Source organism: Candidatus Acetatifactor stercoripullorum, assembly GCF_944382095.1.
GTDB classification, from domain to species: Bacteria; Bacillota; Clostridia; order Lachnospirales; family Lachnospiraceae; genus Acetatifactor; species Acetatifactor stercoripullorum.
Genome location: NZ_CALWMU010000030.1, coordinates 1 through 12,819, shown reverse-complemented (window position 1 = coordinate 12,819; position 12,819 = coordinate 1). Strand labels below are relative to the sequence as shown.

Annotated in this window: 11 protein-coding genes; 1 reads left to right on the top strand and 10 read right to left on the bottom strand. The window is 48.3% G+C overall.

Going from position 1 to position 12,819, the window contains the following annotated elements; all coding sequences use genetic code 11:
* Positions 1 to 143: 143 nt before the first annotated feature.
* The gene (gene trxB, locus SHK35_RS09855; RefSeq protein ID WP_318705069.1) at positions 144 to 1,055 is read right to left on the bottom strand and encodes a thioredoxin-disulfide reductase; all 912 of its coding nucleotides are present in this window, start codon (positions 1,053 to 1,055) and stop codon (positions 144 to 146) included.
* Positions 1,056 to 1,209: 154 nt separating this feature from the next.
* On the opposite strand from trxB, the gene ymfI reads away from it, so the two are divergent.
* Positions 1,210 to 1,959: an elongation factor P 5-aminopentanone reductase gene (ymfI, locus tag SHK35_RS09850; protein ID WP_318709643.1), complete on the top strand. Its 750-nt coding sequence runs from the start codon at positions 1,210 to 1,212 to the stop codon at positions 1,957 to 1,959.
* Positions 1,960 to 2,022: 63 nt separating this feature from the next.
* Here the strand turns inward: ymfI and SHK35_RS09845 are convergent, their stop codons facing one another.
* From SHK35_RS09845 to SHK35_RS09805, 9 genes are all read right to left on the bottom strand, one after another.
* A complete protein-coding gene (locus SHK35_RS09845; RefSeq protein ID WP_318709642.1) occupies positions 2,023 to 2,304 on the bottom strand; it encodes a hypothetical protein in 282 nt (93 codons plus the stop codon).
* 89 nt (positions 2,305 to 2,393) lie between these two features.
* Complete coding sequence (locus SHK35_RS09840; RefSeq protein WP_318709641.1) at positions 2,394 to 4,682, bottom strand: DUF4125 family protein; 2,289 nt, start codon at positions 4,680 to 4,682, stop codon at positions 2,394 to 2,396.
* A gap of 7 nt (positions 4,683 to 4,689) precedes the next feature.
* Positions 4,690 to 5,451, bottom strand: a complete 762-nt coding sequence (locus SHK35_RS09835) for an HD domain-containing protein (RefSeq protein WP_318709640.1) — start codon at positions 5,449 to 5,451, stop codon at positions 4,690 to 4,692.
* Between the two features lie 18 nt (positions 5,452 to 5,469).
* A complete protein-coding gene (locus SHK35_RS09830) occupies positions 5,470 to 7,293 on the bottom strand; it encodes an ABC transporter ATP-binding protein (protein WP_318705074.1) in 1,824 nt (607 codons plus the stop codon).
* Complete coding sequence (locus SHK35_RS09825) at positions 7,274 to 9,247, bottom strand: ABC transporter ATP-binding protein (protein ID WP_318709639.1); 1,974 nt, start codon at positions 9,245 to 9,247, stop codon at positions 7,274 to 7,276. The genes SHK35_RS09830 and SHK35_RS09825 overlap by 20 nt, the downstream gene beginning before the upstream one ends.
* A 57-nt stretch (positions 9,248 to 9,304) precedes the next feature.
* A complete protein-coding gene (locus SHK35_RS09820; RefSeq protein WP_318705076.1) occupies positions 9,305 to 10,066 on the bottom strand; it encodes a DeoR/GlpR family DNA-binding transcription regulator in 762 nt (253 codons plus the stop codon).
* A gap of 59 nt (positions 10,067 to 10,125) precedes the next feature.
* Positions 10,126 to 11,244 carry a M24 family metallopeptidase gene (locus SHK35_RS09815; RefSeq protein ID WP_318709638.1) on the bottom strand — a complete coding sequence of 373 codons (1,119 nt, stop codon included), beginning with the start codon at positions 11,242 to 11,244 and terminating at the stop codon, positions 10,126 to 10,128.
* A 27-nt stretch (positions 11,245 to 11,271) separates the two neighbouring features.
* Entirely contained in the window at positions 11,272 to 12,192 is a 921-nt protein-coding gene (locus SHK35_RS09810; protein ID WP_318709637.1) for a DUF1848 domain-containing protein, read from the bottom strand.
* A 137-nt stretch (positions 12,193 to 12,329) separates the two neighbouring features.
* A complete protein-coding gene (locus tag SHK35_RS09805; protein WP_318709636.1) occupies positions 12,330 to 12,728 on the bottom strand; it encodes a hypothetical protein in 399 nt (132 codons plus the stop codon).
* Positions 12,729 to 12,819 lie beyond the last annotated feature (91 nt).

The following is a 12,819-nucleotide window of genomic DNA, read 5'->3' as shown; positions in this document are numbered from 1 at the left end:
GAGAATCCAGTATTTCTGCGGCCTTCAGGCATCTGTCCAAAAAAAGAACCGCAAATTTGCGATTCTTTTTTCTAAGAAATTTTTTTAATTTCTTTATAAAATCTTAAAAAAGGCAAAATCGTCAAAATCTGTCAGCTTCGCTGTCAGCTCCGGTCACAATAGCTGGCGGCGCTGATGGCTGCATTGGCCCCGTCCGCTACCGCTGTGACGATCTGGCGCAGGGGCTTCTTTCTGGTATCTCCCGCTACAAAAATGCCCGGTCTGTCCGTCACTCCGTCCTCTCCGGCCAAAATGTATCCAGCCTCATCCCTGGCCGCTATGTTTTCCAGAAGGGCCGTATTGGGATGTATGCCCACCGCAATAAATACGCCGGAAACCTCAAGGGAAGATTCCTCTCCGGTCTTTAAATCCTTTACCACCAGGGCCTCCACAGCATCCTCACCCTGTATCTTTGTAACCGCATGGCTGTACAATACGGTGATATTGGGAATCTGCTTTAACTCCTCCTGCAGAATCTTTGCCCCCCGCAGCTCATCCCTTCTGTGGATCAGATATACCTTCCGGCAGATCCGGGACAGATAAATGGCATCCTCCAGGGCCACGTCGCCGCCGCCCACTACGGCAGTGTTTTTTCCCCGGAAAAAGGCCCCGTCGCAGGTGGCGCAGTAGGACACTCCCTTTCCGGCAAAGGCTTCCTCGCCGGGCACGCCCAGCTTTGCGTGCTCTGCCCCTGAGGCCAGAAGCACTGTTTTCGTCTCAAGGGCTTCCTCTTTTGTTTTTACAATTTTATAGCTTCCTCTATCCTCAACAGACTCCACCTCAGCTTCCTTAAAGGCCACTCCCAGCTTATCCGCATGTGCCCGAAACTGCATTCCCATGTCAAATCCGTTGATCCCAGGCATTCCCAGGTAATTGTCTACCTCATAGGTGGTCAGCACCTGTCCTCCGCTCATGGGATTTTTCTCTATCACCAGGGTGTCAAGTCCGGCTCTTTTTCCATAAATGGCCGCTGAAAGACCTGCTGGGCCCGAACCGATAATAATCAAATCATACATTTATCTTAACTGTGCCTCCCTTCTGACATACGGTAAATCCGTCGTTTTCCTGTCTTTTCATAGTGTAGCAGTTTTTATCTGGAAAAGCAAGGCTGCATGTGATAGGCTATAGAGGAGAATGGATGTCTTTACGGCACCCGGGAAAGGAAGTACTATGGAACCGTTTTTACAAGAAAAAAAAGAGCCTCCCAAAACCGCCCTGATCACCGGAGCCTCCAGAGGCATCGGAAGGGCCTGCGCAGAAGCCTTCGCAGAGGCCGGTTATTCGCTGCTTCTAACCTGCAGCAGGTCCATGGAGGAGCTTGTGGCGCTGACAAAGGAGCTCTCTGCACAGTACGGAGGCTGTTACAGGCCGCTCAGGGCCGATATGGGCAATATAGAAGAGGTGGCCCAGGTGTTTTCAGGGCTTTCCTCACTGGATGTGCTGATCAACAACGCAGGCATCTCCTATGTGGGGCTTTTATCTGAAATGTCCCCGGCGGACTGGAGACGGCTTATGGCCGTAAACCTGGATTCCTGCTTTTATGCCTGCAAATATGCCATTCCACTGATGCTGAAAAAGCATTCGGGGAAAATCATCAACGTCTCCTCGGTGTGGGGCAGCGTGGGGGCTTCCATGGAGGTGGCCTATTCCGCCTCCAAGGGGGCGGTAAACGCCTTTACCAGGGCGCTGGCAAAGGAGCTGGCTCCCAGCAACATTCAGGTAAACGCAGTGGCCTGCGGAGTGATTGACACCTCCATGAACGCCTGCTTTTCCAAGGAAGAGCTGGAGGCGTTAAAAAGGGAAATTCCCGCTGACAGACTGGGAACGCCCCAAGAGGCTGCCGCTCTCATCCTGCAGACCGCCCAGGCTCCTTCCTATATGACAGGCCAGATTATCACAATAGACGGCGGATGGTGTTGACCATCCGCCGTACCTTCTCACGCCTCTTTTCCGGGAAACGTTCCGCCATTTTCCTGCAGGCGGTCAAAGCAGCTTGTCCCCGCTTCCGATTCCCTCTTCCATCTCTTTTTCCGTGGCCACAACGGAATTTAAGTCTCCGTCCGGCACCAGAGAATTTACAATTTTTTCCATTTCTTCCTTGGACCGCGCGTCTTTGCAGCGAAGGATCAAATGCTCCTTCTCGGTTTCTGTCAGCCCGGCGTAGCCTCGCAGAGCCGGTTCGTTCCCAGCAAGGGCCATTCCAAAGCCCAGGGGCAGCTCCCCAAAGGGAAATCCAGTTTCTCCAGTGGTTCCTCCGATATCCATAGCACACTCTCCTTTTTCCATGCAAGCCTTATCAGCTCTATCCTTATCGGTATCTGACAGGTATTATGTGCATTTGGGAGTATTTTATGCTAAAGCTTCATAAACGCCTCGGCCGCCTCTAAATCCGCATAGCCGTAAAGTTTCACGCTGTTTGTCATAATGTCAAAGGTAAGATTTCTGTTTTCCCTTGCATATTCCACCACATACCGTCCGTACAGCTCCAGCATTTTGTCGGAGTAGGTGCCAAGCTCTCCCCGAAGGTAGGTCTCATAGGAGGTATTATAGAGGTTGTCGTCATAGGTGTGGACGCTTCTTGCGTTTTGTGCAAGATGGGGATACTTTTGGGAAAATTCTTCCATCCATCCCACCTGAAGCTTTACAATCTGCTCGATGATCTGCTTCTTTTCCTGGGAAAGCGCGGGAAAATGATCCTTGATCTTTTCATATTCCCCGGGGGCAGTGCTTTCCATCATACGTCCGTACTTTTCCTCGATCAGATTATGTCCTCTTTCGTATTCCCGGCGGAAATCATATAAATACTGCAGAAGCATGGTGCGGTTCCAGGTGAGATACTGGCTTTTTCGCATAATGGAAAAGGTGGGCCAGTCGTTCTGGCAGCTGGCTCTTCCCCCTACATTATGGACCTTGTCAAAGGCCTCAAATTCCAGTCTGGCAATCTCTTCCACCAGCTCCTCATCGCTTTTTACGCTGATGCCCGCCTTATATACCAGCTCCTGGGTATGGGCGTCCAGATAGGAATCCGTATCGCTGATAAAGCTGTTGTCATACAGCTCCTTTGCCAGAAAAGCCCCTGTCTGTTCGATCAGCTCCTCCGGGTTTTTTTCTCTTAGAATCCCCGCAAGCAGTCCGCACAGGGTTTCCCCGGCAGAAAGCAGCAAGGTGCTTTTATAAAGCCATTTATCGTGGGGCGGATATTTCCCTTCTATATAATGCTGCAGCTTCATAGCTTCCCTGACGCCGTCCGCCAGCATGATACGAGCCGTCACCTGATCCCCGCGCCCCTTCATTCTTCCATAATTATACTGGGCCGTCTGGGCAAAGCGGGCGCTGCTCTCCGCCAGCTTCAAATATCTTATGTTCTCCGGGTATCCCATGAAAAGCTTTTGGCGGAATTGAGAAAAAATCCCCTCCTGATCCACAAAAACCTCTCCGTTTACCGCCGCCGCAAGAGCCGCGTCCGGCACACTGCTCCAATCGATGTCCTCGTAGCGCTCTGCCTGCAGCAGCCCTTTGTAAAAGCCGGAAATGGTCATAACGCCTCTTCTTCCCCGGCCGGTATCCGTCACCACTCTTTGAAAGCCCTTAAACTCCACAGGCAGGCTCTCATAGGCCTTAGAAAGCGCCTCCCCTATCTCCTGGTAGGTTTCCTCCGTCACCCAGAGGCAGAAATCAGGCCCCCAGTCGTGATCTCTGGAATACCGGTCGTCAAAGCCGAAGCAGTCCGAGCCCTTCCCCACAAGCCCTGCTGCAATTTTATCCTTGTACGGGGCAAATTGTTGTTCCAGCATAGGTCTGCCGTAGGCTTCATAATATTCTCTGGACAGGGCAAGTCCCTGTTCATCCTCCCTGGCCGCTGCGGCCTCGCAGAGGGAAACGTTTTCCGCAAGCCTCCTGTAATGCTCATTCTTCCCAAGGCTTGCCTCTATCCTGTTCATGGCTTTTCTGAATGTCTCCGCAGCCCGGGCGTACTCCTTCTTTTTATAATAGTAGGAGCCCATGGCCGAGAGGGCCGCCGCATAATGGGTGTCCTCCACGCCCATTTCTTGGAAGGCCTCTGCTGCTTCCTTTGCATAGGCAAATGCCGCCTCATCCTGACCAAGGTTCAGACAGGTTCCCGCAAGGTTTGCCCTGCTTACCGCCGCTTCATACGCGGCCTTGTTTTTTTCTGCAATCTCAAGAGCCTTTTCCTGGCACTGCCCTGCCCTTTCAAACTCTCCCATCTCCTGATACAAAAGACTTACGTTATTGTACAGGCTGGCCTTAAGCATATCGTCCTCAGGAAGCAGTCTGTCATAAACCTCCTTGGCCTGCCTGTAGCAGTCCAGAGATTCCTGAAGGCTTCCTCCCGCCCTGTAAGCCGTTGCGGCATTCAACAGGGTTGTGGCATAGGGAATGCTGTCCGTAAGTCCCATCTGCCTTGCCAGATGAAGGGCCTGCCCAGCCGCCTCATAGGAATCCTCTGTGCGGCTGGTCTCCCGGTAATAGCCAATCAGTTCGTTTAACAGCGAAAGAAGGCTGTTGTCATCTCCCTCCCTCTGGGCCTGGGAAACGCTTTCCTTAAGCAGCCGCTCCGCCTCCTGCCCCTTGTTTTCCCCGTAATATTCATCCACCTGTTTCAAAATTGCTTCTACGTCCATTTTTACCTCATTTCATTTTCTCCCGAATCTGGGCAAACTGCTGCCTGGTCAATGGATTCTTGGAGGGAAAATGCAGCAGCTTCTCCAGATATCCTTGTTTTTTTACGATTTCGATGCTTTTGGGGTAAACCAGCTCAAATACCAGGGAAATATGTCCCACAACATGATCCACCGCCGTCTTTTTCAGGCTCCGCAGCACTGCATGTCCCTCAAAAAAGCTTTCCATCACCTGGGGGGAAACCTGTTCACCATAAAGCACCTCTGTACTCACATTATAAATCTCCTCCAGGGGAAATTCCACATTTACCTTTAAAATATCTATTTTGTCCGCATCCCGCAGGATATTGCAGAACATTGCCGTCCTATGATCCAGATTTTCAGGAATCCGGTAGGCGCTGTGGTAAAAAACGGCTGTCCGTATCAGTCCGTCCTCGCTGTCTTCTTCCACAAAATCCCGGATGCTTACAGCGGACTCAGCTTCCCCAAACAAAAGCTCAGCCCCGTACCTGGCATGATCAATGGAAAGGGCGTCATTGAAGGTTCCATATCTCCTTTGCTGCTCAAATCTTCCCAAATCATGAAGCAGGCCAATCAGCCATGCAAGGTCTCTATCCTCTTTAGACAGTCCTAAGGAATCGGCGATTTCCTCACATAATTGACTTACCCTGAAGGTGTGCTCCACCTTAAGCCGGATCATATCCTTCTGCACATCAAAACCATTTACATACGCCCAAAAGGCGCTTTTTGCTCGCTCTCTGTCTATCTGCATATCCTTTCTCTCTCCTTTTCAGCTCTGATAATACTGCGCCTGGGCATTCCACATTTCCCGGTACAGCCCCTCCTCCTTTTCCAGCTCAAAATGGCTGCCCCGCTGAACCACCCGTCCCCCGTCAAAAACAAGAATATCCTGACAGAAACGGCAGGAAGCCAGCCTGTGGGAAATATAAATGGCTGTTTTGCCACCCGCTATTTTGTCAAATCCTGCATAAACCTCACATTCTGAAAGAGGATCCAGGGCTGCGGTAGGTTCATCCATAATCACAAAGGGCGCGTCCTTATAGATGGCTCTGGCAATGGCTATCTTCTGCTTTTCCCCACCGGAAAATACCACCCCTGTATCATCAAATTCCCTGTCCACATAAGTATAAATTCCATCCTCCAGCTTTTCCGGAAGCTCTCCTAAGCCCGCCCGTTCCAAGGCATCCTTCACTCTTCCCTCATCCGCCTGTGTATTTCCCGCAATATTTTCCCCAAGGGGAAAGGAAAACAGCTTAAAATCCTGAAACACCACAGAAAAAAGCTTGCAGTATTCCTGATGATCATACTCCCTGATATCCACGCCGTTTACCCGGATACAGCCCTCCGTCACGTCATACAGCCCGCAGAGCAGCTTGATAAAGGTGGTCTTTCCGGAGCCGTTCTTCCCTACAATAGCCATCCGTTTTCCAATGTCCAGCTTCAGATTCAGGTCCCGAAGCACATATTCCTCGCTTCCCGGGTACCGGAAGGACACATGCTCGAATTCCACGGACAATTCGCCCTCTCCAGGCTCCTCCAGCTTTTTTACGCCTTGCTTTTTCCCCTTTCCCAAATCCATGTACTCCCCGTAATCCCTTGCATAAAGAGCCACCTGCTTCATATATCCCATAGAATCCGCAAGTCTGGCTGCCGCCTTGGAAAACTGCAGGATACTGGAGGCGTAGGTGACCACGCCGCCCACGGAAATCACCCCCGCATAGGCTCTCAGTCCGGTAAACAGATACACAAGCAGGCCGGATAAGTCCGAAAGGCTTCTGCCAATCAGCTGTTTTCTCACAAACAGTCTTGTCTGGGCCTTCTCGCCCTGTTTCATCCTTTCAGCGCTTTTTTCCGTATCCTCCAAAATGATCTTCTGCTGTCCGTAAATGCGCAGATCCTTCTGGGCGTCAGTTCTGGACAAGATATCCATATAATAATCCAGCTGATTGTATTCCCTGGCCATATCATCTTCCATTTCCTTTAACCGCGCAGTATAACCAAGACTCAGCTTGTAGTTAAACACGATCATAGCCCCCAGCAGACAAAAGAGAATCGCCGCACTCTGCCAGGAGGCGATAAAGCCCTCTCCCGCCCCGCTTTTTCCTGCAAACAGCGGCAGTAAAATACAAAGGGAAATAAAAATGGATACCACGGAGGTAATTAAAAATTCAAGCTGATACAGCATCCAGCCCACTGTGCCCAAGGAGGAATGATTCTGCCCTCTGAACCGAAGCTCCTGCACATGAAAATCCTCCAGATACTCATAATCCATTTTCAAAGCCTTCTCGTTGAGATATCCAGCCTCGATCTCCTTGATATATTCATTTTTCCGGTTAAAGCTCTCTCTCGTCCAAGCCTGCAGCATCTGCAGAAGCATATTCACAAAAAGCGCCCCCAGGGCATATCCAAGCAGCTCCCCCAGCTGTGCGCCTGCATACACCTGATCCAGCAAAAAGCCCATGAGCACCACTGTAATATAAGGGCGCACCGCCTCCAGCACAGCGGCGCATGTCATGTTTAAAACGATTTTTTTCTGCTTTCTGCAAAAGTCCGAGAGGAGCCTTAAAATAGCCTTAAAGTCTTGCCGATTCATAAAATATGCCCTCCTCTCCCCCTTCCTGCGCTACATATTCATCTCCCATAATGCGGCTTCTTTCCTTACGCTTTTCCTGCTCCTTATAATACCTGCTTTGAACCTGGTACAGCCTGGCATATCTGGTATCCCCCGAAAGCAGGCTTTCATGGGTGCCCTCCTCCACAATTCTTCCGTGCTCTAAAAGCACGATTCTGTCGCAAAACCGGGTGCTTGATAATCTGTGGGAGATATAAAGAGCCGTCCGCCCCCTGGCTGCCTCGTTAAACTTCAGATACATCTCATTCTCCGCAATGGGGTCTAAGGCCGCGGTAGGCTCGTCCAGAATCAAAAAAGGAGCCCTTTTATATAATGCCCTTGCAAACAAAAGCTTTTGCTTTTCCCCACCGGAAAAATCAACCGCCTGTTCGTTGACCTCCTTGATCAAAAGAGACTCCCCCTTCTTAGGCAGTCTTTCATATTTTTCATAAAAGCCAGAAAGCTTCAGGCTCTGCTCCAGATCACAGCTTCGGGCTTCTCCGGCATCCCTTCCCGTAATGTTTTCGTCCACCGACAGAGGCAGCAGGGTAAAATCCTGAAACAGCACGGATATCAGACTATAATATTCCTCTCTGTCATAATCCCTCACAGGAATGCCGTTTAGAAGAATCTCTCCCTCTGTGGGCTGGTAAAAGCCGCAGATCAGCTTTACAAGGGTGGTTTTTCCTGCTCCGTTCAGCCCAAGCAGCGCCAGCTTCTCTCCCGGTGCAATGGTCAGATTGATATGGGAAAGAACAGGCTCCTTCTTTCCCGGATACCGGTACGATACATCCCGAAGCTCCAGCTGCGCTCCCCTCTCTGCCTGTGTCTCTGCCTGTGTCTCTTCCTGTCTCTCATCCTGCTTTTTCTTTTGTTCTTCCTGTTCTTCTTTTTGCTGTTTTTCTTTTCCCCATTGGTTTTCCATATCCAGCATTTCCCGGATATAGCTTATAGCCACACATCTGGGAGATAATGTCATCAGCATGCGGATCATCGTCTCAAAATAAGAGGAAAATCCATTCACCAGGCCCATGTACCATACAAACTCCGCTGCAGCCAGCTCTCCCTCCACCAGCTTCAAAAGCAGATAGCCCCACACAAAGCCATTTACCAGAAAGCGCACCACGCAGTCGGAAAAGCTCTTTAAAAAATACCAGTTGTGGATTCCCCGGAAAATTCCGTCCATATGAGTGAGAGAGTCCTCATATTTCTGTAAAATCCAGTCTGCCAGTCGGTAGATACGAATATCCTTGCCGGAGGAGCTTTCCATGGACTGCCTGCTGATATAAGCGGTTTCCCTGGCATAACGGCTCAGCTCTCCCTGTTGGCTGGTATGCTTCCGTCTTGCCACGCCCAAAAGCCACAGACTGATGCCCACAGAGGCTGCCTGCAGAAGCAAAAGCAGCAGACTCTGCCTTCCCAGCAAAATTCCATAAAGGATCACGGCTGCTGCCGCCTCCAGCATAACCGGCGCATCATTGGCAGCGCTGACAAAATTATAGGGATTGCGCAAGGATCTCCAGGTATTGCCGATGATTTTCTGATTTTCCGGAGCCTCCGTCACATCATAATCCATGTCCATGATCTTTTGGAAGCAGCGCTTGGCATAATAATTCCGCAAAAGCGCACTGTTCCGGTATCTGTACTGGATCATGCTCTCTGCTGCAAGATTTAAGCACCACATAGTAAGGGCAAGGGCAAAAATGCCGCCCACAAGATACTCCATGCCCCGGCCCTCTTCCAGCCCCCGCACCACCCATGCCGGAAGCAGCGTTCCCAAATAGGCCGCAGACACGCTGGGAACAATGGGCAGAAGCTGATACCAAAACAGCTTCCTGTCATATTCCCAGGCACACCGCATATTATACAAGAGGTTACTGACAATTCCGTATTTTTGTTTTTTTCCTTCTTTAAAAATATGAGAATATTCTATCATGGCCGCCCCTCACTTCTTCTGTTTCCCATGGTACAAAGAAACCCTGATAATTACCGCCTATTCAATCAAAAGACCCTTGCGCTCATATCTTTCCTTTAGTCTTTTCGGCACGTTGTCATCCGCCACAAGCCTGTCCACCTTATGAAGAGGAAGCACCTTTTTCTGAGAGCGTTTTCCCAGTCTGCTGGAATCCATAACCACTATTGTCTGCCGTGCCTGCTGCGCCAAAAGCTCAATTACCCCCACCTCCTGCATTCTGAAATCCGTAAACCCCTCCTGATCATCCACCGCATCTATGGACAAAAAGGCAATATCCGGATAATAGCTGGAAAATTCATTTTCACAAACTCTTCCGTAAGTGGCTTTTTCTATTACGTCTACCATGCCGCCGATAACAATCAGATGAATATAGGAATTCTGCATTAAGATATTGACCGCTGCCAGATTGTTGGTAATCACCGTAATTTTATCGTTTCTAAAAGCAAGCTCCTGGGCCAGAATGGTATTTGTGGTGCCTGCATTTAAAGCCACTACATCCCCCGGATGGATACACCTTAATGCCTTTCTTGCGGCTTCCCTTTTTAAATCAATATGTATGATCTCTTCCCCGGAAAAATCCGAAAGCGCTGTCAGGGAATTGGGCAGGCAGGCGCCTCCCCGCACGCACCTGACAAGACCGTTTTTCTCCATGCTTTTTAAATCCCGTCTCACCGTATCTATGGACACATGCAGAAGCTCTGTGAGGTCTGTGATCCGTACCACTGATTGCAGCTGTACCTGTTGTAAAATAATCTCTATCCGCTCACTGTAAAGCAACATACCCATCCCTCCGCTTTTCCATTTTTAACAGTGATCTCCGGCAAAATGTTCTCTGATTTTTAAAGCTCTACAAGCTTATCTCCGGCAAAATAATAAATGTTCTCTTTCTTGTATCCATACTTTGAATTTGGGACAGCGATATGCGGCTCAAATGTAAAATACTTTACGTCACCGAGCTTTGTCTTATTGCCCTTCTCGATATAAATTCTATCCTTCTTGATCTTCACAATAGAATGTCCCAAATTTCCCATAAAATCAAGATTTACAAATCCATTTTCCGTTATACACTCATTCATATGATAGTATAACTCTTCAAATGTTGTTTCCCTCACAGCATAACGCAATAGCTCTGTATGCAGCATTTCTTCCATCTGCAGTCCGCTTTTCCATTCCGCATTTTTGATGTGATTTATATCATCTATCACATTCCCATTTTCCAGAATTATGGTTCTGGCATAATCACCCCATATGTTCCCCCTCTGAGGACTTAAATCAATTGTGATAATATCGCTATCTTCTATGACTTTATCGCTAGTTACATACTTCTTGCCTGATACTGAAACCGTTGTTTCATCCCCGGCAAATACAAATGCCCCCACATCCCAATACCAAAAAGAATCCGCCCCCCATTCTAACAGCCTTTCCTCGCACAGCCTGCGTATTTCAAGTAAATTCATCCCCGGTTTAATGACTTGCTTTATGTATTCTATGGTCTGTTTCGCCGCTGACTGCACCTGACTATAAACACCCCTTTCCCATTGCACATACTTTTCAATCAGCTTAGGCTGTATCAATGGATATGTCCAATTTTCAGGCAGATCATCCATAAGCACAACCTCCTCCATCTCGCTTTCCAGCTTTCCGGAAAACTCTTCTATCTCCGCAAAGCATAAAAGCCCGAAGGATTCTTCCCCTACCTCATTCACTCTGGTTTTTCCCGTGACAGAATATACGCACAGCGGCTCTATGGTAAATTTAACAGCCCCTGTTTCTTCCCGCAGTTCTCGCTTGGCAGTTTCAAGAATATCTTCACCGGCCTCCCTGTGTCCGCCCGGCGCTTCGTAGGTATCACGCTCCCTGTGCTTGCAAAACACCCATTTGCCATTACTTTTGGAAATGATGACAGCAAACTTTAATAAGGAATCCTCTGCCGTATCGTAAAATTTTACTTCTAACATTTTATTTTTCCTCCCCCTGCCGAAAAATCATTCTTCTGTCAACGATCTCACCCTGCGTTGCGTTATCCTGTCATTTTCAGCAATCGCTCCGCATAATATCGGTGATGTTGGATCATATTTACTGCAGTTTCTTGCCACGTTTTCTGCGCTGCTGTTCGCATAGCAGTACTTGCAGCCATTTTTACAGGTATGATAGGCACCGATTTCCACGCTCTCCATGCACCCACACTCCGCACGCTGGTTTCTATCTTTTCCAGCCTTTATCCTGCCGCCGATGATTTTTTCTATCAATTCCTTATCGATACAGCAGTTATGTTTTATTCCACACTCTGACAGGTCGATGCTTTCCGCACAGCTGCCTGTATCCATTCCATTTCTTTTTGCAATCCGGCTTATCTTCTTTGCAAACTCTGGCAGCTGGTATCTATCCATTTCATAGGCGCCCAGTAATTCCATGTTTTTTCTGTTTTTTGCATATTCATCCACGAAGCTTATCACGCACTTTTCCGTAAAGCCTTTCAGCGCCATTGCAATCTGCTCAAATGCCTTTAGGTGATACGCCGGCGTATATCTTTGGGAAAAGATAATAGGATCGTATCTCCAGATAACCTTTTCCTTTCCTATTCTGTCCGACAAAGCCTGAAAAACGGGAATCATCTTCTCCCTTTTGTGCGGAATGCCCGGTTCCATATCCCTTCCATATCCGGTCAATGTAAACTGAAAATAGTAGTGATACGCTGAAAGCTCCTCCAGTCTTTCCATCATAGGCTCCGGATTTTTCGTCCAGAAAACAATGCAGTCCACCACATCCGGCGTTATCTCGATTCTGCTCACCTGATGGGTATTCATTGGATTTCTTACATACACAAAGCCCTCTTTTATTCTGTTGTAAAACCATTGGGAATAGTAATTGGGAATATCCGTCCGGCGGCTCACACTTAATATCATCTGTATCCCTCTCTAACCCTGAAGCTCTTCGTCAGCATTTCTATCAGGCACCACGGCTGCAAAAAATTTTATAATAATTATATCATAGGAAAAACCCCTTGCAAACGTAACATTTGCAAGGGGAAAATAACGTCCTTTCATTTTTTTAATTGTGCTATTATGTCTTCAAATTCCGAACCTTCGCGAAGGAATGTGTATTCCTCATTGTTTGCTAACTCGTCGGTGATTGTTTTTACCAGTTTACTGGAAAAAAATGTAGAACTGCTGCCATTGATATTACGATATAACTGGTAATCTTGCGTATTCCATTCTTTTTTCATGGCAGGTAACATTTTTTGAAGAATAGACAGACTTCTGCCCTTATCTTTTTTTACGAAAGCAAGCTGCAAATGGGCATTATAGCGCATCCACTCTGGAAAACAAAACTGGCGGGTAACGGCTTCATACATATCTGCAAAAAAGTCTGCATCCTTTTCCCGTTTTTCCTGTAATGCGATTTCCAGCATATTTACTAAAGCAATCTGTATCTCGGTCACACCTTTAAGTATCCTGTTGTCCCGCAAATTAAATGATGCTCTATCAAGCAGATTGTTTTATGCTCATTTCGACTCCCATAGGGATATCAGT

What these genes read in the sequence shown, in the direction of transcription:
- trxB (WP_318705069.1), bottom strand. Translation starts at nt 1,055, where the DNA reads ATGTATGATTTGATTATTATCGGTTCGGGCCCAGCAGGTCTTTCAGCG.
- ymfI (WP_318709643.1), top strand. Translation starts at nt 1,210, where the DNA reads ATGGAACCGTTTTTACAAGAAAAAAAAGAGCCTCCCAAAACCGCCCTG.
- SHK35_RS09845 (WP_318709642.1), bottom strand. Translation starts at nt 2,304, where the DNA reads ATGGATATCGGAGGAACCACTGGAGAAACTGGATTTCCCTTTGGGGAG.
- SHK35_RS09840 (WP_318709641.1), bottom strand. Translation starts at nt 4,682, where the DNA reads ATGGACGTAGAAGCAATTTTGAAACAGGTGGATGAATATTACGGGGAA.
- SHK35_RS09835 (WP_318709640.1), bottom strand. Translation starts at nt 5,451, where the DNA reads ATGCAGATAGACAGAGAGCGAGCAAAAAGCGCCTTTTGGGCGTATGTA.
- SHK35_RS09830 (WP_318705074.1), bottom strand. Translation starts at nt 7,293, where the DNA reads ATGAATCGGCAAGACTTTAAGGCTATTTTAAGGCTCCTCTCGGACTTT.
- SHK35_RS09825 (WP_318709639.1), bottom strand. Translation starts at nt 9,247, where the DNA reads ATGATAGAATATTCTCATATTTTTAAAGAAGGAAAAAAACAAAAATAC.
- SHK35_RS09820 (WP_318705076.1), bottom strand. Translation starts at nt 10,066, where the DNA reads ATGTTGCTTTACAGTGAGCGGATAGAGATTATTTTACAACAGGTACAG.
- SHK35_RS09815 (WP_318709638.1), bottom strand. Translation starts at nt 11,244, where the DNA reads ATGTTAGAAGTAAAATTTTACGATACGGCAGAGGATTCCTTATTAAAG.
- SHK35_RS09810 (WP_318709637.1), bottom strand. Translation starts at nt 12,192, where the DNA reads ATGATATTAAGTGTGAGCCGCCGGACGGATATTCCCAATTACTATTCC.